The following is a 21,281-nucleotide window of genomic DNA, read 5'->3' as shown; positions in this document are numbered from 1 at the left end:
CGAAAAGAGGCCTCGCGCGGCGCATCAGGCTACGGACAAGGCGGTCCGCGAAGAACGACTCGCGGGGCCGCTGCTCGACGCAATTCCGCGTCAGCGCCGTACGGGAGAGACCGCCGTTCCTTCCGCCCGCAAGGACAGACGCATGGCTGCCATGTCCCTCTTCCTGGAGTACGCCGATCCGGACACCGTCCCCGCCGTGCTGCGCGCATCGAGGGCCGCTGCTGCACCCACCGGGTGCGGTCGGGGAGCGGTGGTCAGGGGCGTGGGGCCTTCTCGCCGTGCACAGCGCGGTACTCGGCTGCCAGCCAGGGCGCCAGATCGTCGATGAGCATGGCAAGGACGGCCGGGTCGGCGGAGGGGGCGCGGCCCGTGCGCGCGGCCGCCCGCATCTGCTCGATCCGCTCCGGGTGGTCCGGGTAGTAGCGGGCGAACACCTCGGCGGACTCCGCCAGATCGCTGGTCCAGCCGCCCCACCGTGGCATGACCAGGGTGAAGCCCGACCGGACGATACGGCGGGCGGCGCCGCGGCTGAGGTTTCGACGCTCGGCGTCGGTGGTGGCTGCGGCGGCCCTTCGTCGCCAGCGGGGGAGCGCGAGGTGGAGGTCCCCGTTGGTCTCGCGGGCGAGCAGCGAAGTGGGGCGGTAGTGCGGCAGCCGTACGGCGAGGTCCTCGCCCAGCAGCGGGGTGCAGAGGCAGGCGAGGAAGAAGCCGAGGTCGTTGCGTTCGAGTTCGCTGGTGAGGGTGTCGGCGCCGAACAGGAGGATGCCGACACCGTCGATCCGGTTGAACGAGGCGTCCAGCTGGGCCTCGAGGACACGGGCCGCTGCCTCGTCGGCCTCGGTGGGCTCGGTCCGCAGGGCGAGCAGCAGATCCAGATCGGAAACACCGGGAACGGCCGTGCCACGCGGAATGCTGCCGTAGATGTACGCGCTGTGTAGCCGCGCGGTGCCGAAGGCTTCGGTGATCCGGGAGCAAGCCGCCTCCACCACGGGCGCGAACGCCGCCGACACCCGGCTCAGCAAGCCCTCCCGCCGGATTGTTCCGTCCTGGTTCAGTCCACGATCGTCGCTCATACCGGCGCTCTGCCCGGTGTCCTGTCCGGCTGCCGACCGGTTCTTCAGGGGCCGGAGCGGTGTCGGGATCAAAGCGGACGCCCGCGGGGTTCTCATGGCTACGCGGGGCCCGACGGGGCCTGAGCACCGCGAGCGCGTTCGGGCGATCGCTCACAGCGAACGCACCCCGGGAACAATGGGCGACTCAGGAGCATTGAGTCTGCATAGCTCAACTTGACTGCCGAAAGGGAGATCATGGCTACCGAGTCCAATGCGGTCACTCCGCTCGCCCTGCCCGTGCTGCCGCTCGACGACGAAGTCGTGCTGCCCGGGATGGTGGTGCCTCTGGACCTGTCCGACCCTGATGTACGCGCCGCCGTGGAGGCCGCACAGGCCGCAGTCCGCGAGGGCGGTGGCAAGCCCGAGGTGCTGCTTGTGCCGCGCATCGACGGGACGTACACCGGCACCGGTGTCATCGGCACCGTCGAGCAGGTGGGACGGCTTTCGGACGGAGATCCGGGCGCGCTCATCCGTGGCCGTGGCCGGGTGCGGATCGGGGCCGGGACCAGCGGACCGGGTGCCGCGCTCTGGGTAGAGGGGACACGGGTCGACGCGGTCGTCCCCGATCCGCTCCCCGGAGCCGCCGCCGCGCTGGTCAAGGAGTACAAGGCACTCGCCACCAGCTGGCTGAAGAAGCGTGGCGCCTGGCAGGTCGTGGACCGGGTCCAGCAGATCGAGGACATCTCCACACTCGCCGACAATTCGGGTTACTCACCCTTCCTCACCACTGCCCAGAAGGTGCAGCTCCTGGAGACCGTGGACGCGGTCGCCCGGCTGAAGCTCGCCATCCAGTGGCTCGGTGAACACCTTGCCGAGCAGGATGTCGCCGAGTCCATCGCCAAGGACGTCCAGAAGGGCGTCGACAAGCAGCAGCGCGAATTCCTGCTGCGGCGCCAGCTCGACGCCGTACGCAAGGAGCTCTCCGATCTCAACGGCGGTGCTGGTTCCGGCGCAGACGAGTCCGACGACTACCGGGCGCGCGTCGAGGCCGCCGATCTTCCCGAGCACGTCCGCGAGGCGGCGCTCAAGGAGGTCGACAAGCTGGAGCGTTCCTCCGACCAGAGCCCCGAGGGCTCCTGGATCAGGACCTGGCTCGACACCGTCCTCGAACTGCCGTGGACGGAACGGACCGAGGATGCCTACGACATCCGAGGCGCTCAGGAGATCCTCGACGCCGAGCATGCGGGCCTGCAGGACGTGAAGGAGCGGATCACCGAGTACCTGGCGGTGCGCAAGCGGCGTTCCGACCGCGGTCTCGGTGTCGTCGGCGGGCGGCGCGGCGGCGCCGTGCTGGCGCTGGTGGGTCCTCCGGGCGTGGGCAAGACCTCGCTCGGTGAATCCGTCGCGCACGCCATGGGACGCAAGTTCGTCCGCGTCGCGCTCGGCGGTGTACGGGACGAGGCGGAGATCCGCGGCCACCGGCGTACGTACGTCGGCGCCCTGCCAGGACGTATCGTCCGCGCCATCAAGGAGGCCGGTTCGATGAACCCGGTCGTCCTGCTCGACGAGATCGACAAGGTCGGCTCCGACTTCCGGGGCGACCCGGCCGCCGCCCTCCTCGAAGTCCTCGACCCGGCGCAGAACCACACCTTCCGCGACCACTACCTGGAGGTTGAACTCGACCTCAGCGATGTCGTCTTCCTGGCGACGGCCAATGTGCTCGAAGCCATCCCGGAGGCCCTGCTCGACCGGATGGAGCTGGTCAGGCTCGACGGCTACACCGAGGACGAGAAAGTCGTCATCGCCCGCGACCACCTGCTCCCGCGCCAGCTGGAGCGGGCCGGTCTGGAGAAGGACGAGGTGACGCTCGACGAGTCCGCGCTGCGCAAGCTGGCCGGTGAGTACACCCGTGAAGCGGGCGTACGGAACCTGGAGCGGGCCGTAGCCCGGCTGCTCCGCAAGGTCGCGGCCCAGCATGAACTGGGCGACCGCGAGCTTCCGTTCACGGTCACCGAAGCGGATCTGCGCGGCCTGATCGGACGGCCGCACCACGTCCCCGAGTCCGCCCAGGACCCGGCCGAGCGCCGCACCGCGGTGCCGGGCGTGGCCACCGGACTCGCGGTGACCGGCGCCGGTGGTGACGTGCTGTTCGTGGAGGCGTCGCTGGCCGACCCGGAGACCGGGGCGTCCGGACTGACCCTCACCGGTCAGCTCGGCGACGTCATGAAGGAGTCCGCGCAGATCGCGCTGAGCTTCCTGCGGTCGCACGGCGCGGAACTGGAGCTGCCGGTCGCGGATCTGAAGGACCGCGGCGTGCACATCCACTTCCCGGCGGGCGCGGTCCCGAAGGACGGCCCGAGCGCCGGCATCACGATGACGACGGCGCTGGCCTCGCTGCTGTCCGGGCGGCTGGTCCGTACGGATGTGGCGATGACCGGTGAGGTCTCGCTGACCGGACGGGTGCTGCCGATCGGCGGCCTGAAGCAGAAGCTGCTGGCCGCGCACCGGGCCGGAACCAACACCGTGGTGATCCCGAAGCGGAACGAGGCCGATCTGGACGATGTCCCGGCCGAGGTCCTGGACACCCTGGAGGTCCACCCGGTGACGGACGTCCGCCAGGTGCTGGAGATCGCCCTCGCCCCGGCCTCCGCGGCCAGGCCCGAGGAGAGGATCCCGGCCGCGGCGTAGGCGCCACGGCGTGACGGGCGTGGCATCACGTGCGCGACCGGTACGGGCGGCCCGCTTTCCCGGCAACGGGTGGGCGGGCCGTTCCGCGTGCGTTGTGCGTTTTCGCGTATCGGGCGATGCGTCCATGCGTCGGGCGTTCTCGCGTCCCGGGCGATGCGTCCGCGTGAGGGGCGTTCTTGCCTACCGGCCGTTCCGTGTGCGCCGGGCGTTCTCGCGTATCGGGCGATGCGTCCGCGCGTCGGGCGTTCTCGCGTCTCGGGCCGTACGGCTCAGGGGCGGTAGATGGTCCCCGGGACCGGCTCGGCGGGCGCCATCAGCTGCGGGACGGTGACGAAGGTGTAGCCCTGCTTCTTCAGCGCGTCGATGATGCCCGGCACGGCGGGCACCGTCCCCTTGTAGATGTCGTGCAGCAGGATGATGCCGTCCCGGCTCGCCTGGTCCAGGATGCGCTTCTTGATCAGCGCCGAGTCGGTCGTGGAGTAGTCCTTGGCGGTGGCGCTCCACAGGACCTGGGAGAGGCCCAGGTCCTTGCTGATGTCCGAGACGGTGTCGTCGGTGCGGCCCTGCGGCGGGCGCATGAGGCGCGGCTTCTTGCCGGTGATCTCCGCTATCGCGTCCTGCGTCTTCTCCAGCTCGGCGCGTATTTCGGCGGGCTTCCGGTTCGTCAGGATCTCGTGGGTCCAGGTGTGGTTGGCCACCTCGTGCCCCTCGGCGGCGAGCCTGCGCACGGTGTCGGGGTGTCTCTTGACGTGATTCTTGCCCAGCAGGAAGAAGGTCGCGTGCACCTTCTTCTCCTTCAGGATGTCCAGCAGATGAGGGGTGTCCTCGCCCGGTCCCGCGTCGAAGGTCAGGGCTATGCACTTCGCCTTGCGGCAGTCCACCGGGCCGAAGGAGCCCTTGGCGTCGGAGCCCGCGTCGCCGCGCGCGGAGGCCGGCGCGGTGGTCTGCATGGTGCAGCCGCTCAGCGCCAGGGTGAGCGCCGTCACAAGGGCGGCGGCCAACCCCGCACCGATCGACTTCGTCTTGATGGACAACGCGAGTCACTCCTCCGTAGCTGAACAGGGCGCACGGCGTGCAGCAGAAAAGGACTATACACACGGTGTATACGCCGGGTGCATAGTGGGCCTTCGGTGTCAGCTCGAAGGGGAAATGTCTGGTCAGGGGAAGGGTGAACAGGGCGGAGTCCCGGTGACTGGGTTGGGTCACCGGGACTCTGTGAGGTGGCGGTCGCGGCGGGCCGGTTCAGCCGTTGGCGAGCGCCTGTACGCGGTCGAGGGCGCCGTTGAAGCGGTTGTGGTCGCCGACGTAGGGGCCGGACGAGGTGTACTGCCACATCGTGTAGTAGCTCCAGCCGGCCGGGAGTTCGCCGACCGTGGTGTTGTAACGGGCCACCCACAGCGGGTTGGTGGTGCCGAAGCTCGCGTTGTTCCCGGTGCAGGTCTGCCACCAGCTGGTCGCGGTGTAGATGACCGCGTCGCGTCCGGTGCGCGCCTTGTAGGTGTTCACGAAGTCGCGGATCCAGGACACCATGCCGGCCTGGGTCTTGCCATAGCACTGGGCGCCGTACGGATTCCACTCGATGTCGAGGACGCCGGGCAGTGTCTTGCCGTCCTTCGACCAGCCGCCGCCGTGGTCCACGAAGTAGTTGGCCTGGACGGCACCGCTCGTGGTGTCCGGGGTGGCGAAGTGGTACGCGCCCCGGATCATGCCGATGTTGTACGAACCGTTGTACTGCTGGGCGAAGTACGGGTTCCGGTAGTAAGTGCCCTCGGTGGCCTTGTTGTAGGCCCACTTCACGCCGCTGTTCCAGAGCGTCGCCCAGTCGACGTTGCCCTGGTGGCCGCTGACGTCCACGCCTTCGGTCTGGACGGCGCGGGTGTCGCGGGGCAGTCCGCCCCGGCCGTCGTGGGCGATGACACCCATGCCCATCGTGGCCGTGCCGCGGGCGGGCTTCTTGGCCGCGGCGGCGGTGTCGTGGGTGCCCGCGGCGCTCGCCGCGCCGGGCAGGGTGAGGAGGAGGGAGAGGGCTGCGAGCAGGGTTCCGGCCGCCGCGAAGCGCGAGCGGCGGGAGGTTCTGGATCCGGATCTGAGCACCGGCATGTGAGTGCCTCCGAGGCCTTGGTGGGGGGACGCGCTGATCCCAGGAGGGCGCCGGGCGCACCCCTGACGGCATGTCATGGTGTGGACATGTCATGCATGACGCTACGTACGTGGACCCGTGCTGCGGAAGGGGGCCTGGGTGCTGCCGTTGGTCTACGCCTGCGAAATACTGGCCGAGCTGCGGCGATGACCGGCGGCGAAAGAAACTTTCAGCGGCAGGAAAGCTCATGAGGGGTGTTGACGTGCACGGGAGCGAGAGCGGTAGTGAACCCGGCGCGACCGGAGAGGGTGGTGTGGACCACGCATTCCTTGCCCTGGAGCGGGAGTTGGCCGTCTTTTTGCGCCGGGCGCGGGCCAACTCCGGGGAGATGGCCCGCGAGGTCCACCCCGAACTGGAGGCCGCCGCGTACGGACTTCTCGTACGGCTGGAGTCGGCCGGGCAGCAGCGGGCCACCGATCTCGCGGCCTACTTCGGGGTCGGCAAGGCCACCATGAGCCGTCAACTGCGCGCTCTCGAAGACCTCGGACTGGTGGCGCGCGAGCCCGACCCGGCCGACGGCCGGGCCTCTCTCGTCCACCTCACCACCGAGGGGCTGGCCCGCTATCGCAGCGTCCGCGACGCCCGCCGCGACCGCTACGTGCGCAAGCTCGCCGACTGGGACCGGGCCGAGGTCGCCGAACTGGCCCGGTTGCTGCGCCACTTGAACGCCGTGGCAGAGGACTGACGCCCCGCACCGGCCCGCCTGCCCGGTGCGCCGTCACAGCACCGCGTAGACCGCCGTCGCGTCGTCATGGGTCTTGCCGCGGCGTAGATGCGTGCGTTCCGTGTCCGCGTCCTCCAGCGCCCTGACGCGGTCGATCAGTCCTTGTGTCCCTTCCTTGCCGAGCACTCCGAGGCAGTCCGCCCAGTCGCCCTCGCGGAACATCTCGGTCCAGCGGGCCGCCCCGTCGGTCATCGCGGCCAGCGCCCGCACCCGGCCGAGCGGGGTGCGCCCGGTGACGGCGCGGGCCGCCACGGAGGGGTCGGCGGCGGCGGTGAAGAAACCTCCCTCCTTGTTCCGTACCTGTGCGTCGGCGGTCGCCTCGTCGGCCAGTGAGCCCGGCGGCAGGTGGTCCAGTCGGTCGTCGAGGAGGGGGCGCACCGTTCCGTCGGGTGCCTCGAACAGCAGTACGGAATCGGAGAGCACCAGATGCTCGATCTCACGTTCGTCCCAGCGCGCCATGACGACCGTCGCCTGTGGCGTCCTCGCGTGAGAAAGGTCACACGTTGAGCGGTGTGTATCGGCGGTGCGTCGGATGGAATCGGCCAGGATCTCCTGGAGGGTCAGATCCCATCGCGAACCGGACAGTTCGATCAGTGAACCGCCCAGCCGTGCGGTGAACCAGGGGACCGAGTGCGCACAACCGTCGTGACCTCGCGGTGGAGTCACCCCGTCGAGCAGGACCAGTGTCCCGCCCCGGCCGGAAGCGGGCAGGGCGGTGGAGGCCCAGTCCTCGTTCGGGCGGTCGGGGCTGCCGGCGGCGGTGGCCAGTTCAATGCGCATGCAGTCAGTCTGCACGACGCCTTCACGAGCCCTGCACGAGCCGAGATCGGCCTGTACCGGCAGGTCAGGCAGACGCTTGGAATGGAAGGAACGGCTCCGTGCGGCGTGCGGGCGGGCATCTTGCCAAAGCCCGGGCGGAAGTTCCAACCGACGGTTCAGGTGTGCCGGACGGCCCCCGGGGGGAGACTTGTTCGTCAACTCCCGAGTGATGTTCACTCGTTCAGGTGGCGGAGTGGTTGATGCGCGCCCCCCTCTCAAAAGCACTGGAATGGTCAGAAGCCGTACCAGGGGGCGGGGCGCTCGTTCATATGTGACCGTGCGTCACCTCTGCTTCAAGGGCGGACGAGTCAAGAATGCGAGCACCGGTGCAGAAGAAGCGGCCTCGGAGCAAGGGCAGCAAGCACAGTGGTTCCGGGGTGACGCCTCCGGCACCCGCCGAGAGCGAGGGCACCCGGCGCACTGTGCGCGTGCGCAGCCGGCTGGTCGCCGGTGTCGCGGTCATCGGTGTCACCGTCATCGCCGCGGGCGCGCCGGCGGTCCTCACCGCATCCTCCGAACTGAACGAGTCACAACGGCTGGTCACCCTCGCGGAGCTGAACCAGCAGGCCATCGCGCTCGCCCACGCACTCGCGGACGAGCGCGACGAGGTCACCGCCCACATCGCGGCCGGCCGTGACGAGAAATCCGGCTCGGCGGACGACGAGGGCGACATCGGCAGCCGGAGCGCCCGAGTCGACCAACAGGTGGACGAGATCAGGGGCGCGGCCCCGGCCGCCCTGCGCCGAGACCTCTCCACCATCCCCTCCCTGCGCCGTGACGCGCTCAGCGGCAAGGACACGGCACTGGAGGCCCACCAGGCGTACTCCGAGGTCATCGCCAAGCTCCACGACCTCGCTGACGAACTGGCCGAGAAGACCCCGCCGCGTGCCGCCGAGTCCACCCGCGCCCCGCTCGCCCTCGGCCAGGCCACCGAGCAGGCCTCCGCCACCCGCGGGCTGCTGCTTGCCGCGCTCTCCGTGCCCGATGGGACCACGTCCCAGCAGGTCGACCCGATCACCGGGTTGCCCGTCCAGACCCAGGACGAGGGCAGCGGCAAGGACGACCGCACCCGTGACGAGCTGAGCGCCGCCGCCCAGCAGGCCCGGGTCCGCGAACTCTCCTCGCTCGCCGACTTCGACCAGGCCGCGGGCTCCACCGCCCGCGACAAGCTGTCGTCCACCGTCACCGGACCCGAGGTCAACAGCGCGGAGAAGTACCTCAACTCCCTCACCGACCGCCCCGAGCTGTCCGACTCCGACCTGAGGACCGACAGCAAGAAGGTCGAGGCGGCACTCTCCGCCCGGATCGACCGGATGCGGAGTGTCGAGTCGGCCCTCGGCACCGCACAGATCCAGCGTATGGAGCAGCTGCGCGACGACGACGTCACCGCGCTCGAACTGCGGATCGCGCTGCTCGGCGGCTGTCTGCTGATCGCCGTCGGCGTCTCCACCGCCGTGGCCCGCACCCTCACCCAGCCGCTCGCCGTCCTGCGGATCGGTGCGGCCCGCCTCGCCGAGGAACCCGCCACCGCCGAGCCGGTCCGCTACACAGGCCGCAACGACGAGTTCGCCCAGGTCGTACGGTCCCTCAACGCCCTGCACGGCAAGCTGCACGGACTGCTCCACGAGTTCAACGGCCGCTTCGAGAGCCTGCAGAGCGAGCGCGCCGAGCTGATCGCAGAACGCGAGGCTCTCACTGTCCAGCGCGCCGAACTTCAGGTCATGGCCTCCGACCTCACCGCCCAGCTGGAGCGGTTGAAGAACACGGTCCACCACACCTTCGTCAACCTCTCGCTGCGCACCCTCGGCCTCGTCGAGCGCCAGCTCGGTGTCATCGAGAGCCTGGAGGAGCAGGAACACGACCCGGAGCGGCTCACCACCCTCTTCAAGCTCGACCACATGGCCACGGTCATGCGGCGGCACAGCGAGAACATGCTGGTCCTCGCGGGCGCCGAGCACGGCCACGGGCATGCGAGCCCGATCCCGCTGGTCGACGTGTTGCGCGCGTCCGTCTCGGAGATCGAGCGGTACGAGCGGGTCACTATCCAGTCCCTGCCGCCGCACGCGCAGATCGCCGGTTTCGCCGCGGACGACCTCAGCCACCTCGTCGCCGAACTTCTGGAGAACGCGACCTCCTTCTCGCCGCCGGACTCCCATGTCCAGCTCTCCGGCTGGTTGCTGGAGAGCGGCGAGGTGATGCTCTCCGTCCAGGACGAGGGCATCGGCATGTCGGCCGAACGGATGGGCGAGCTCAACACCCGGCTCGGTGACCCCACGCTCTTCGAGGCCGGTGAACCGAGCGCGGACGGGGCCGGACTCGGCCTCCAGGTCACCGCCCTGCTGGCCGCGCGCCATGGCGTACGGGTCCAGCTGCGCGACCACGAGGGCAGCGGGGTCACAGCGGTCGTCGTCCTGCCCCAGGCTCTGCTCCCCGAGGCCACGCCGGTCGCCGCACCGCCTCCGGCGAAGGTCCCGGGGGACACGCCCGCGCTGAACCTGCCGGGCTCGGTCGCCGAGGCCAACTCCAACGCACTGTCGGGGCGTACGCTCGCCCTGCCCAACGACCCGCTGATCGCCGCGGCCGAGCAGACGATCCGCGAGTCCGGGGCCGCTGCCGAGCCTGTGGCCGAACCCGTGGCCGAGCCGGCACCCGGGTACGCGGCGGGCCATGCCCCCGCGCCCGCTCCGGCCGCCGAGACCGAGATCACGATGCAGGTCAGGCTCCCGGTGGTTCCGGAGTCTGCCGACGCCCCCGAGTTCACGGCGCCCGACCCGTACGCCATCGGCCCCGACCACCACGAGCGCACCACCGACGAGATCCCGGAGCCGCACACCGCCCCGGCCCCCGCGCCGTCCCCGGAGCCGTACACCGCCCCGGTTCCCGCGCCGTCCCCGGAGCCGTACACCGCCCCGGTTCCCGCGCCGTCCCCGGAGCCGTACGCCGCCCCGGCCCCCGCGCCGTCCCCGGAGCCGTACGCCGCCCCCGCGTCCGTCGCCGATGCCCTGCCCGGCCCCCGGCAGCCGGAGCAACTGCCGCAGGAGCGCATCACGGACAAGGGGCTGCCCAAGCGCACCCCCAAGGTCGTCAAGCCCACCACGGCACCCAGCACCGAGCGCAAGGGCAGCCTGGACAAGGAGGCGCTGCGCCGTCGGCTCGGTGGCTTCCACCAGGGTGCGAAGGACGGGCGCCGGGACGTCGAGGCGGAGATCGCCGAGAGCACGGCAACCCAGCCGTTCCCCGGTGCCGTCGCGCACGGCGGGCGTTCCGCACGAAGCGAGCGCAGTGAGTCGGCCGACCGTAGAGACGGCCGAACCGATGAGACGGGGGACACAGTCGAGGAGGCACGCAGTTGACTGCGCCCAGCACATTCGGGCTGAGTACCGAGGCCCGGAACCTTCACTGGTTGCTGAGCAATCTGGTGGAGGAGGTGCCAGGGGTCCACTCGGTCACCGTCGTCTCGTCCGACGGACTGATGCTGCTCTCCTCCGACCCCGGCCATCTGGCCACTCAGGACACCGGCCGACAGGACGGCCCCAAGGGCTCCAGCGCCGACCTGGCGACCATCGTCTCCGGCATCGGCAGCCTCACCGTCGGCGCCGCCAAGCTGATGAACGGCGGCGGCGTCAAGCAGACCATGGTCGCCATGGACGAGGGCAGCGTCTTCGTCATGTCGATCAGCGACGGCTCGCTGCTCGGCGTGCACGCCACCCCGGACTGCGACATGAGTGTCATCGCCTACCACATGGCGCTCTTCGTCGGCCGTGCCGGACACGTACTCACCCCCGAACTCCGCAGTGAACTGCGCAAATCGATGGAGAGCGCCCAGTGACGCCCGCTGCTGAACCCGCCCGCAGGCTTCCTGTCCGCGGGGCCGACCGAAGGCCCGCACGGGTCCGCCCGTACTCACTCACCGGCGGACGCACCCGCTTCGGCCACGTTCTGCTCGTCGAGACGTTCGTCGCCGCGCTCGAAGCGCCCGAGGAGCGCCGTGAGTTGACCAACGGCAACCTGGGCACCCGTGTCATGCCGGAGCTCCAGGCCATCGTCGAGATCTGCCGCCGGATGCGTACGGTCGCGGAGATCTCCGCCCTGTTGAAGATGCCGCTCGGTGTGGTCCGGGTGCTGCTCAGCGACTTGGCCGACCAGGGAAAGATCCGCGTGTACGGGACCGGTCACGGCGCCGGCCAGCCCGACCGCGCACTGCTCGAAAGGGTGCTCAATGGACTCCGCCGTCTCTGAGTCGCCGCTCTTCGCCCCGCGCCAGCCAGGGGCCCAGGACCAGGCCGAGGAATCGCTGCAGGCCTGGCAGTTGGACCACACCAGGGCCCCCATCGCCACGAAGATCGTGGTCGCGGGCGGGTTCGGCGTGGGCAAGACGACCTTCGTGGGTTCGGTCTCCGAGATCACCCCGCTGAGGACCGAAGCGATGATGACCCAGGCCAGCGAGGAGACCGATGATCTCTCCGCGACGCCCGACAAGGTCACCACGACCGTCGCGATGGACTTCGGCCGGCTCACGCTCGACGACGACCTCGTGCTGTACGTCTTCGGCACGCCGGGCCAGCAGCGTTTCTGGTTCATGTGGGACGACCTGGTGCGCGGCGCGATCGGTGCGGTCGTGCTCGCCGACACCCGGCGGCTCGCCGACTGCTTCCCCGCACTCGACTACTTCGAGAGCTGCGGCCTGCCGTACATCGTCGCCGTCAACCACTTCGAGGGAACACAGGGGTTCGACGCGGAGGACGTCAGGGAGGCCCTGACCGTGCCACCGCACGTGCCTGTTGTGGTCATGGACGCGCGCAACAGGATCACCGTCGTCGAGTCGCTGCTGGCCCTCGTCGGACACGCCCTCGACGCCACCCCGGCATAGCTCGCACGCCATAGGTAACGGAGAACCGTGATGCGGAAGATACTCATAGTCGGAGCCGGTCAGTCCGGTCTCCAGCTCGCCCTCGGACTGCAGTCCAAAGGGTACGAAGTCACCCTGATGTCCAACCGCACCGCCGACGAGATCCGCTCCGGCCGGGTCATGTCGACGCAGTGCATGTTCCACACGGCGCTTCAGCACGAGCGTGACTACCAGCTCAACTTCTGGGAGTCCCAGGCCCCGCGCATCGAGGGCCTCGGCGTCTCGGTCGCGGCGCCCGACTCCTCGCGCGCCGTCGACTGGGTCGGCAAGCTGGACGGCTTCGCCCAGTCCGTCGACCAGCGTGTGAAGATGGCCGGTTGGATGGAGACGTTCGCCCAGCGTGGCGGACAGCTTGTCATCCACGGTGCCGCTGTCTCCGACCTGGACTACTTCTCCCGTACCTACGACCTGGTGATGGTCTCCGCGGGCAAGGGTGAGCTGGTCTCCATGTTCGGCCGGGACGCGTCCCGTTCGCCGTTCGACGCCCCGCAGCGCGCCCTGTCCGTCGCATACGTCCACGGCATGGGCCCGCGCCCCGAGCACCCCGAGTTCGACGCGGTCCGCTGCAACCTGGTCCCCGGCGTCGGTGAGCTCTTCGTGATGCCGACCCTGACCACGTCCGGCCGCGCCGACATCCTGTTCTGGGAGGGCATCCCGGGCGGCCCGCTCGACGCGTTCCAGGGCATCAGGGACCCCTCCGAGCACCTTGCCAAGACGCTGGAGCTCATGAAGCGGTTCACGCCGTGGGAGTACGCCCGCGCCACCAAGGTCGAACTGACCGACGCCAACGGCACCCTGGCGGGCCGCTACGCCCCGACCGTCCGAAACCCGATCGGCCGACTGCCCAGCGGCGGCCTCGTCCTCGGTGTGGCGGACGTCGTCGTCGCCAACGACCCGATCACCGGCCAGGGCTCCAACTCGGCCTCCAAGTGCGCCAACGCGTACCTGGATTCGATCATCGAGCACGGCGACCGGGAGTTCGACGCGGACTGGATGCAGGCCACGTTCGACCGTTACTGGGACACCGCGCAGCACGTCGTGAAGTGGACCAACGCGATGCTCGGCGTTCCGCCGGAGCACGTGCTGAACCTGATCGGCGCCGCGGGCCAGCTCCAGCCGGTCGCCAACCGCTTCGCCAACGGCTTCAACAACCCGGCGGACTTCGACAACTTCTTCTTCGACCCGGAGAAGACCAACGCGTACCTCGCCGAGGTCTCCGGCGCCGTGTCGGCCGCCTGACCGCAGGAGCCGGGCCGAGTCCCGTCGGGAATCCGACGGCACTCGGCCCGGTTGCCGTGTGCGGTCGCGGTCCGATCGCCGGTTGCTTACTCCTTGGGCGCCGACGACGAGCCGTACCCCGTGTCCGAGCCCGCGGATGCCCCCTGCGGGAGCTGTGGCGGTCGGTACACGGAAAGCGGCACGCTCCGCGGATCCGGCCGTACGGCGCCCAGCAGCGGATTCGACGCCACCGGCGAGACCTTCACCTGCGAGCCCGGCCGGGGTGCCTGCACCACCTGACCGTTGCCGATGTACAGCGCCACGTGGGTCGCCTTCGGGAAGTAGATCACCAGGTCACCCGGACGCAGTGCGTTCAGCGGCACCTTCGGCAGCTGCCGCCACTGCTCCTGCGAGGTCCGCGGAATGATCCGACCGGCCTTCGCCCAGGCCTGCGAGGTGAGCCCCGAGCAGTCGAACGAGTCCGGCCCCTCCGCGCCCCACACATACGGCTTGCCGACCTGCCCGATCGCGTACTTCACCGCCTCGCCGCCCGCCTCGGACGGCGGCCTGGTCGAGGACAGGGCTCCCGAGGCGACCAGGGCGCTCTGCGCCCTCGCCATGCCCTGCTGTTCCAGCTGGGACAGCTCGGCGAGCTGCGCGCCGGATAGCGTGGCCAGCGTCGCCTCGACCGCCTTCAGCCGCGACTGCACCGTGTCCCTCTGCTTCTTCTGCTTCGCGGCCAGGACCTGCTGCCGGCCCAGCACCCTGCGGGACTCGGCCGCCAGGTCGTCGGCGCGTTTCTCGGCGCCGGTGAGCCGCTTCACGGTCGCCGCCCGCCCGGCCGCCGCACGCCGGATCACATGCTCCTGGTCCAGGAGGTGCTCGGGATCACGGGCCAGCAGCAGCTGCATGTACGAGGAGAGGTCGGACCGACCCTGATACTGCTCCCGGGCCAGCTGCCCCGCCGCGTCGCGGCTGTCGGTCAGCGCGAGCCTGGCGGTGGCGAGGGAGGCGCTGAGCTTCTTCGCCTCCGCCGTGCGCTTCTTCAGCTCCGCCGCGGTCCCGTTGTATGTCTCGGTGGCCTCCTCGGCCTGCTGGTACAGCTTCTGGAGCTCGGTCAGCAGCTGGGCGATGCTTTTGTTCGTGGCCGTGGCCGTGAAAGCGGCGGACCGCTTCGCGGTGCTCCTCGCGGCAGGGCCCGGGTCAACGGGTGCGGCGGCTGCAGGCGAGGTCACGACGAGCGTGGTCAGGGCCGCTGTGCAGACCGCACGCAGAGCTCCGCCTGACACGAGACCACCTCCGGTGACGGGGTGAAACATGGGACTGCCCCATAAGTGAGCGCGATGAATCAATACGGTCACTCGGTGTCAGGAGATGCAAGAACCCGTGCGGTGTGGCGGCAGACGGGTTCGCCCGGAAGGGCGGGTGCGGAATCCCGGGGATTCGGCTACGACCGGCCCGACTCCGATCCGCCGGACTGGCCGGCCCCAGGCGACCGGGAACGCGTAGAACACCCGGTCGCGCTGGACGACGGCGGTCCTTCCGACCGCCAACACCCGGTACGGAGCGGTGGCCGTGGGCCCCTTCGGGCCCTGGGCTCCAATGTCAGCCCGGCTTCGACCAGGGCCACTTGGGGCTGTGCTGCTTACGGCCCTCGGGGGCGTACTCGTACACCCAGCCGCGCGGAATCCCCAGCCGCTTGGAGTGACCGGCCGCCACCCGGCGGTACGCGTACACGGTGGCGGGCCCGCCGTCGGCGGCCGGCACCGGGACCTCGTACCACTTGGGCGGATGGCCGGTCGGACCGACGAGGACGGGCAGTACCCGTCCGTCCAGGGGCCCGCCGGTGAAGTGGGTGTTCTCGCTTTTCACCGCCCCAGTCTGACCGATCAGCCCTCGGGCAGCAGATGGGCCGCCCCGCCGACCACCGGGATCAGCCGTTCGGCCAGCCGTCCGGCCGGACCGGCGGCGGTCTCCGACGGCAGCAGCTCCGCCACCGCCGACGCGGTCTCCGGGTCCGTCGCCGCGGTCGCCGCCAGCAGTGCGATCAGCTGGTCGACCAGCCAGTCGCGCAGATCGGCCGCGGCGGGCCGCTTCCCCTCGTCCAGCCAGATCAGGGAAGCCGCTTCGACCGCCGCGATCCAGGTGCGCACCATCATCCGCAGCCGGGGCCCCGCACCCGCCCCGCCCCGGCCCAGGTGCAGCAGGATCTGCTCGGCCGCCGCCCGCCGTACCTCGTCGACGATCGCGGTCGTACGGGAGGTCTCGACGACGCTGCCACCGCGCAGCAGTGCGCTGAAGCCCGCGTCGTGCTCGTCGACGAAGGCGAGATAGCGGTCGAGCACCCGCAGCACCCGCTCGGTGGGCGGCCCCACGGGCGGCTCGGTGAAGCACAGGATCAGTTCCTCGGCGGCGGACCTCAGCGCCGCCTCGTACAACTGCTGCCGCCCTCCTGGGAAGTAGCGGTACACGAGCGGGCGGGAGACCCCGGCCACCGTCGCCACCTCGTCGAGCGAGACCTCGTCGGGGGCCCGGTGGGCGAAGAGGGTGAGCGCCGCACCGAGAAGCTGGGTGCGGCGTTCCTCGACGCTGAGCCTTCGGTACGCACGGGTCGGCGGCGCTGCGGCGGCAGAGGTCATACGTCGAAGCCTAAGCGAGCCCGGCCGAAGGGGAACCCGGCTCAGGCCAGCAGGCCCGAGCTCTTCCACAGCCTGCGCCCCACCCCGCCCAGCACCCCGATGTCGTCCAGGAAGTCCGTCAGTCGCTTCGCGCCGGTCTGCATGACCTCCGCGCGGTGGCCGCTCGCCCTCACCTGGGCGACGGCTTCGCGGCGGTCCAGGCCGACGTTCTCGTACACCTGCGGGTTGATGAAGCAGATGGACAAGACGCGGGCCGCCTCGCCGCAGCCCACCCGGGTGAACTCCCGCTGCCAGCGCGGCGCGGTCACCATCTGGCGGCGCAGTTCCTCGCGGGCGTAGCGGACGTGGCGTGCCTCCTCGACGACGTGGATGCGGGTCACGCCGCGCACCAGGGTCTGGACGCGCTCGTCGGGGAACGTCAGCCGCTGCATCCAGTCGAGGATCTCCTCGCCGAGCAGCGTCGCGGCGAACGAACCGGGCGTGGTGGAGATGGTCTTCAGCACGCGTGCGAGGTTGTGATGGACGCGCGGTACGGGGTAGTCGGGGGACGCGCTCCACTTGATCAGGCGGCCGAACATCATCGAGTGCCGGCACTCGTCGGCTATCTCGGTGAGCGCGTAGCGTACGTGGTTGCTGGTCACCGGCTTGTCGTAGATGTGCCGGACCAGCAACTGCATGAGGATGATCTCGAACCAGATGCCCAGTGAGGCCAGTGACGCCGTCTCGTGCCTGGCCAGGTCCATCCGCTGCTCCTCGGACATCTTCCGCCACAGCGGGGTGTCGTAGAGCGAGACGAGCTCGGGCGGCCAGAACCACTTGCCGTCCTCGATCGCCGCGTCCCAGTCGAGTTCCTTGTCCGGGTCGAAGGAGTGCTTGGCCGAGGATTCGAGCAGCCGCTCGGCGATCTGCTCGCGGTCCCGGAGCGGGCCGAGTGCATCGCGGAGCAACTGCACGTCGCGTTCCGTCGCTGTCGTCATGGCTGGAGGCACCTCACACATGGGTTACCGAAGGTCACCCCTTATGAGACTCTCTGTCAGCAAGGTCGTCAATCCCTTGCGCGCGACTTGTTGACCCGGCGTCTACCAACGTGTGAACCTGCCAACTGACGCAACCGCCACGGAACTTATCGGAGCACGTAAGGCGAAGGAGCCGTTCGTGTCGACACACGACCTCTACACCACCGCCCCCCAGGAATCGCTCTGGCAGGTGCCCGCCTCAGGCGCGGCCCGCTTCAGCTGGGACTACGACGACGGCCGTGAACGCCTACTCGCCCTCTACCAGAAGGGCAAGGACAAGCAGTGGGACGGCAACAAGCGCATCGACTGGTCCCTGGAGGTCGACCCCGCCGACCCGCTCGGCACCCCGGACGAGGCCCTGACCCTGTACGGGACGCCGCACTGGGCGAAGATGACCGACAAGGATCGGGGCGAGCTGCGCAAGCACTACACCTCCTGGCAGTTCAGCCAGTTCCTCCACGGTGAGCAGGGCGCCATGGTCTGCGCGGCCAGGATCGTGGAATCCGTCCCCGACCTGGACGCGAAGTTCTACTCCGCGACCCAGACCATGGACGAGGCCCGGCACGCGGAGATATACGGCCGGTTCCTGCACGAGAAGATCGGGATGCTCTACCCGATCAACGACAACCTCCAGGGGCTGCTCGGCGACACCCTGCGCGACTCCCGCTGGGACATGCCGTATCTCGGCATGCAGGTCCTCATCGAGGGCCTCGCCCTGGCCGCGTTCGGCATGATCCGCGACACCACGACCAAGCCGCTGCCCAAGCAGATCCTCGCGTACGTCATGCAGGACGAGGCCCGGCACGTCGCCTTCGGGCGGATGGCGTTGCGCGACTACTACAAGCAGCTGAGCGACGCCGAACTGCGGGAGCGCGAGGAGTTCGTCATCGAGGGCTGCTATCTGATGCGCGACCGACTCAGCGGTGTCGAGGTGCTGGAGAACTTCGGCATCGGCAAGCAGGAGGCCAGGGAACTCTCCGAACACTCGGAATTTCTGCAGCTCTTCCGCAAGCTGCTGTTCAGCCGGATAGTGCCGTGCGTCAAGGACATCGGCCTGTGGGGCGAACGGCTCCAGAAGGCCTACATCGACATGGGCGTCTTCGAGCTCGGCGACTCCGACCTGGACCTGCTGATGGCCCAGGACGAGGAGCTGGCCGAGCAGTTGGACCGGGACCGTTTCGCGGCAGAGGAAAGGGCCAGGGTCGCCGAAGTCGAAGAGGCGATGGCGCAGGGCGAATCGGGCTCATCCGGAGACTGAGGGCGGAACGGCCCGCCGAGGGGCCGGGGACCTCGGAGCCATGAGACGAATCCCCGCACCAGCTCCGCCACCCGCTCGGGCACCTCCAGCAGTATCGCGAGCGTCGCCCCGATGCCCTCGGCCGGTCGCCCGGGCCGGCTCATGGCCGACCTTTCGGTCGCTGTGTGTCATGGCCGCACAGTAATCAGCACCTTCTCCACCGCCAGGGCCATTTCGAGCAGCGAGACGTCCGCCCCGCGCTCTGCGGCCAACTGCAGCCCGACCGGGCAGCCGTCCGCCGTGAACCCGGCGGGCACAGTCGCGGCGGGATGCCCGCTGAGATTGAACGCCCAGGTCAGCGCGGTCGAGTAGAGCTCGCCCGGACCGTCGTGGCCGTGCGGGCGGTTGGGGGTGGTCGGGGTGAGCAACAGAGGAGTACGGGCGAACAGGGCGTCGAGCCGGAGGTCGTTCTCGCGCCGGATCTCCGTGGCGGCCGGGGACGGCTCCCCACCCCGGACCGCCTGCCACGCCTCTCGCGGGTCGAGCAGCTCGCACGTGCGGCTCACGAGCCGCACCACCCCGGCCGCCACGAGCCGGCCCACCGCCCGCCGGACGACCGACTCGACTTCCGGGTCGACGTCCGCGTAACCCAGACCGGGGCTGAAGACGGCCGGGATCGGAAGATCCGCCGTCGCCGGTTCGCAGCCGTCCAGGACACAGCGCAGATAGGTCCGGGCGTGAGCCGCCGAACGGGCCAGCACCCCGGCGGAAGCGAGACCGGACCGGTCGGGGGAGGGCAGCAGGCCATTCGTCGTCTTCAACCCGAACACCCCGCACCACGCCGCCGGAATCCGCACCGAACCCGCCCCGTCGCTGCCGGTCGCCAGCTCCACCAGATCCGCCGCGACCGCCACCGCCGAGCCCGCCGAGGACCCGCCGGGCGTGCGGTCGGGGCGCCACGGGTTGACCGTACGGCCGTGCGCGCCCAGTCCCCAGGTCTGCCAGGGCGTACCGGGGCCGGGCACCGAGGTCGCGCCGACCGGTACTCCACCGGCCGCGATCAGCCGCCGGGCCGCGTACGAACGGATACCGGCACGACCCTTGACCGCGAACGGCATCCCGTCCAGCGGAAGCCGACGGGCCCGCTCGGCAGCGGTGACCGCTGCCTCGGGCCACACCTCGATGAACGCGCACAGGCGCGGATCCTCCCGCCCGATCCGCTCCAGAGCCCGGCCCACCGCACCCGCATCCGCCACGCGGTCAGTCTCCCAGGGCCGCCTGCATGACGGAACGGGCGATGGGGGCCGCGCTCCCGCCGCCGCTGATATCGGCCCGGTTCGCGGCGGCGTCCTCGACGACCACGGCGACCGCGACGGCCGGCTGCCCCGAGTCCGGCGCCTGCGCCCACGAGATGAACCAGGCGTAGGGCCTGCCCGAGTTGTCGATGCCGTGCTGCGCGGTGCCGGTCTTGCCGCCGACCGTCATCCCGTCGATCGCGGCGTTGGAACCGGTGCCCTCCTCCACGACGTCGACCATCATCCTCCGCAACTGCATCGCCGTCCGCAGGTTCATGGCCCGGTGGTAGGTGTGCGAGCCGTTCCGGTGGACGGTCGAGCCGCTTCTCGTGGTCGTACGGTCCACCAGATACGGGTACTTGAGGTCGCCGCCGTTCGCCACGGCCGAGGCCACCATCGCCATCTGGAGCGGTGTCGCCGTCGTGTCGAACTGTCCGATCGACGAGAGCGCCAACTGGTCGTCGGACATCTCGGTGTCGAAGTTGCTCTTCGTCACCCCCGACGGGATCTTCAGCCCGGTGTCGTTGAAGCCGAACTTCCGCACCGCGTCCACCATGCCCTCCAGCCCGACCCGCACCCCCAGCTCCGCCATCACGGTGTTGCAGGAGACCCGGATCGCCTCGGCGAGCGAGGCATCCTCACAGCCCTCCGCCTCATTGGGGAGCGTGGTCGTCGTACCCGGCAGCACATAGGGGGACGGGGTGTCGGTCTCGTCGTCGGGATCGGTGACGACGTTCGCGTCGAGCGCCGCCGCCGCCGTCACGATCTTGAAGGTGGAGCCCGGCGGATAGGTCTGCCGGATCGCCCGGTTGAGCATCGGCTGGCTCTTCGACGCGTTCAGCTGCTGCCAGGCGTCGGTGACGGACGAACCGGTGCCGGAGAGCCGCCCGGGGTCGTACGACGGGGTCGAGACCAGCGCCAGAATCCTGCCGGTCGACGGCTCGATGGCGGCGACCGCGCCCCGCCGCCCGCCGAGCCCGTTGTAGGCGGCTCGCTGCATCGAGTCCTTGATGGTCGTGACGACATTGCCACCGGGCTGCTGACTGCGGCTGATCTCGTTCCACAGCGGGAACGGGGCGAGCATCGAGTCGGTGCCGGAGAGGATGTCGTCCTCGGCGTTCTCGATCAGGGTCGTGCCGTACGTCTGCGAGGCGTAACCGGTCACCGGCGCGTACAGCGGGCCGTTCGTGTACGTGCGCTCGTACTTGAGCTGCTCGCCGGTGTTCCTGGAACCGGTGACGGACTCGCCGTCGACCAGGATGTTGCCGCGCGGCTGGTCGTAACGGGCGATTGTGAGGCGGCGGTTGGCAGGGTTGGCGTTCAGGCTGTCGGCATTGAAGACCTGGATGCGGGCGGCGTTCAGCAGCAGCGCCACGAGCAGCAGCAGACAGAACGCGGCGGCCCGGCGGATGTAGCGGATCACGGCCTGGCCTCCGGGACTTGCGGCGGGTACGGGAGCACGGCTCGTGGGTTCGGGGGGATCACGGCTCGCGGGTTCGGGATCACGGCTCGTGGGTTCGGCGGGATCACGGCTCGTGGGTTCG

General features: G+C 70.0%; 18 protein-coding genes. 8 read left to right on the top strand and 10 right to left on the bottom strand.

Features of this window, described 5'->3' with window-relative positions; genetic code table 11:
- Positions 1-254: 254 nt before the first annotated feature.
- Entirely contained in the window at positions 255-1,073 is an 819-nt protein-coding gene (locus ACZ3IC_RS05740) for a nucleotidyltransferase (RefSeq protein ID WP_467412914.1), read from the bottom strand.
- Positions 1,074-1,307: 234 nt separating this feature from the next.
- Here ACZ3IC_RS05740 and lon point away from each other — a divergent pair, with 234 nt between their 5' ends.
- A complete protein-coding gene (lon, locus tag ACZ3IC_RS05735; RefSeq protein ID WP_467412912.1) occupies positions 1,308-3,740 on the top strand; it encodes an endopeptidase La in 2,433 nt (810 codons plus the stop codon).
- A 269-nt stretch (positions 3,741-4,009) separates the two neighbouring features.
- Here the strand turns inward: lon and ACZ3IC_RS05730 are convergent, their stop codons facing one another.
- Both ACZ3IC_RS05730 and ACZ3IC_RS05725 read right to left on the bottom strand, forming a co-directional pair.
- Positions 4,010-4,690 (bottom strand): polysaccharide deacetylase family protein, encoded by a 681-nt coding sequence (locus ACZ3IC_RS05730; RefSeq protein WP_467413161.1) that lies wholly within the window; start codon positions 4,688-4,690, stop codon positions 4,010-4,012.
- 292 nt (positions 4,691-4,982) lie between these two features.
- Positions 4,983-5,840 (bottom strand): lysozyme, encoded by an 858-nt coding sequence (locus ACZ3IC_RS05725; protein ID WP_467412911.1) that lies wholly within the window; start codon positions 5,838-5,840, stop codon positions 4,983-4,985.
- 227 nt (positions 5,841-6,067) lie between these two features.
- On the opposite strand from ACZ3IC_RS05725, the gene ACZ3IC_RS05720 reads away from it, so the two are divergent.
- Positions 6,068-6,565 carry a MarR family winged helix-turn-helix transcriptional regulator gene (locus ACZ3IC_RS05720; protein WP_467412910.1) on the top strand — a complete coding sequence of 166 codons (498 nt, stop codon included), beginning with the start codon at positions 6,068-6,070 and terminating at the stop codon, positions 6,563-6,565.
- 33 nt (positions 6,566-6,598) lie between these two features.
- Here ACZ3IC_RS05720 and ACZ3IC_RS05715 read toward each other — a convergent pair whose 3' ends face one another.
- On the bottom strand, positions 6,599-7,384 hold the full coding sequence (locus tag ACZ3IC_RS05715) for a protein phosphatase 2C domain-containing protein (RefSeq protein ID WP_467412907.1): 786 nt from the start codon (positions 7,382-7,384) through the stop codon (positions 6,599-6,601).
- A 365-nt stretch (positions 7,385-7,749) separates the two neighbouring features.
- Here ACZ3IC_RS05715 and ACZ3IC_RS05710 point away from each other — a divergent pair, with 365 nt between their 5' ends.
- The 5 genes from ACZ3IC_RS05710 to ACZ3IC_RS05690 are packed head-to-tail and all read left to right on the top strand — an operon-like array spanning position 7,750 to position 13,571.
- A complete protein-coding gene (locus ACZ3IC_RS05710) occupies positions 7,750-10,776 on the top strand; it encodes a sensor histidine kinase (protein ID WP_467413159.1) in 3,027 nt (1,008 codons plus the stop codon).
- The gene (locus ACZ3IC_RS05705) at positions 10,773-11,252 is read left to right on the top strand and encodes a roadblock/LC7 domain-containing protein (protein ID WP_467412906.1); all 480 of its coding nucleotides are present in this window, start codon (positions 10,773-10,775) and stop codon (positions 11,250-11,252) included. Before ACZ3IC_RS05710 ends, ACZ3IC_RS05705 begins: the two co-directional genes overlap by 4 nt.
- On the top strand, positions 11,249-11,662 hold the full coding sequence (locus ACZ3IC_RS05700) for a DUF742 domain-containing protein (RefSeq protein WP_467412904.1): 414 nt from the start codon (positions 11,249-11,251) through the stop codon (positions 11,660-11,662). The genes ACZ3IC_RS05705 and ACZ3IC_RS05700 overlap by 4 nt, the downstream gene beginning before the upstream one ends.
- Positions 11,643-12,293: a GTP-binding protein gene (locus tag ACZ3IC_RS05695; RefSeq protein ID WP_467412902.1), complete on the top strand. Its 651-nt coding sequence runs from the start codon at positions 11,643-11,645 to the stop codon at positions 12,291-12,293. The genes ACZ3IC_RS05700 and ACZ3IC_RS05695 overlap by 20 nt, the downstream gene beginning before the upstream one ends.
- A gap of 30 nt (positions 12,294-12,323) precedes the next feature.
- A complete protein-coding gene (locus tag ACZ3IC_RS05690) occupies positions 12,324-13,571 on the top strand; it encodes a styrene monooxygenase/indole monooxygenase family protein (RefSeq protein WP_467412901.1) in 1,248 nt (415 codons plus the stop codon).
- An 86-nt stretch (positions 13,572-13,657) separates the two neighbouring features.
- On the opposite strand, the gene ACZ3IC_RS05685 is transcribed toward ACZ3IC_RS05690, so the two are convergent.
- The 4 genes from ACZ3IC_RS05685 to ACZ3IC_RS05670 form a co-directional block, all read right to left on the bottom strand.
- A complete protein-coding gene (locus ACZ3IC_RS05685; protein WP_467412899.1) occupies positions 13,658-14,839 on the bottom strand; it encodes a C40 family peptidase in 1,182 nt (393 codons plus the stop codon).
- Positions 14,840-15,155: 316 nt separating this feature from the next.
- Complete coding sequence (locus tag ACZ3IC_RS05680; RefSeq protein ID WP_467412896.1) at positions 15,156-15,422, bottom strand: hypothetical protein; 267 nt, start codon at positions 15,420-15,422, stop codon at positions 15,156-15,158.
- A 17-nt stretch (positions 15,423-15,439) separates the two neighbouring features.
- Positions 15,440-16,189 carry a TetR/AcrR family transcriptional regulator gene (locus ACZ3IC_RS05675; protein WP_467412895.1) on the bottom strand — a complete coding sequence of 250 codons (750 nt, stop codon included), beginning with the start codon at positions 16,187-16,189 and terminating at the stop codon, positions 15,440-15,442.
- A 41-nt stretch (positions 16,190-16,230) separates the two neighbouring features.
- Positions 16,231-17,166, bottom strand: a complete 936-nt coding sequence (locus tag ACZ3IC_RS05670) for an AurF N-oxygenase family protein (RefSeq protein ID WP_467412893.1) — start codon at positions 17,164-17,166, stop codon at positions 16,231-16,233.
- Between the two features lie 178 nt (positions 17,167-17,344).
- Here ACZ3IC_RS05670 and ACZ3IC_RS05665 point away from each other — a divergent pair, with 178 nt between their 5' ends.
- Positions 17,345-18,463: a ferritin-like domain-containing protein gene (locus ACZ3IC_RS05665; protein ID WP_467412892.1), complete on the top strand. Its 1,119-nt coding sequence runs from the start codon at positions 17,345-17,347 to the stop codon at positions 18,461-18,463.
- A gap of 167 nt (positions 18,464-18,630) precedes the next feature.
- Here the strand turns inward: ACZ3IC_RS05665 and ACZ3IC_RS05660 are convergent, their stop codons facing one another.
- Positions 18,631-19,698, bottom strand: a complete 1,068-nt coding sequence (locus ACZ3IC_RS05660) for an amidase family protein (RefSeq protein ID WP_467412889.1) — start codon at positions 19,696-19,698, stop codon at positions 18,631-18,633.
- A gap of 4 nt (positions 19,699-19,702) precedes the next feature.
- Positions 19,703-21,160, bottom strand: coding sequence for a peptidoglycan D,D-transpeptidase FtsI family protein (locus tag ACZ3IC_RS05655; protein ID WP_467412887.1), 1,458 nt, complete (start codon positions 21,158-21,160; stop codon positions 19,703-19,705).
- Positions 21,161-21,281: the final 121 nt, after the last annotated feature.

This window comes from Streptomyces sp. NPDC002958 (assembly GCF_055563255.1).
This window is presented reverse-complemented; position numbering and strand designations above follow the sequence as displayed.

Bases quoted from the DNA above. Each gene is read 5' to 3' on its own strand.
- ACZ3IC_RS05720 (WP_467412910.1), top strand. From the start codon at position 6,068: ATGAGGGGTGTTGACGTGCACGGGAGCGAGAGCGGTAGTGAACCCGGC.
- ACZ3IC_RS05730 (WP_467413161.1), bottom strand. From the start codon at position 4,690: ATGCAGACCACCGCGCCGGCCTCCGCGCGCGGCGACGCGGGCTCCGAC.
- ACZ3IC_RS05715 (WP_467412907.1), bottom strand. From the start codon at position 7,384: ATGCGCATTGAACTGGCCACCGCCGCCGGCAGCCCCGACCGCCCGAAC.
- lon (WP_467412912.1), top strand. From the start codon at position 1,308: ATGGCTACCGAGTCCAATGCGGTCACTCCGCTCGCCCTGCCCGTGCTG.
- ACZ3IC_RS05670 (WP_467412893.1), bottom strand. From the start codon at position 17,166: ATGACGACAGCGACGGAACGCGACGTGCAGTTGCTCCGCGATGCACTC.
- ACZ3IC_RS05675 (WP_467412895.1), bottom strand. From the start codon at position 16,189: ATGACCTCTGCCGCCGCAGCGCCGCCGACCCGTGCGTACCGAAGGCTC.
- ACZ3IC_RS05695 (WP_467412902.1), top strand. From the start codon at position 11,643: ATGGACTCCGCCGTCTCTGAGTCGCCGCTCTTCGCCCCGCGCCAGCCA.
- ACZ3IC_RS05690 (WP_467412901.1), top strand. From the start codon at position 12,324: ATGCGGAAGATACTCATAGTCGGAGCCGGTCAGTCCGGTCTCCAGCTC.
- ACZ3IC_RS05725 (WP_467412911.1), bottom strand. From the start codon at position 5,840: ATGCCGGTGCTCAGATCCGGATCCAGAACCTCCCGCCGCTCGCGCTTC.
- ACZ3IC_RS05740 (WP_467412914.1), bottom strand. From the start codon at position 1,073: ATGAGCGACGATCGTGGACTGAACCAGGACGGAACAATCCGGCGGGAG.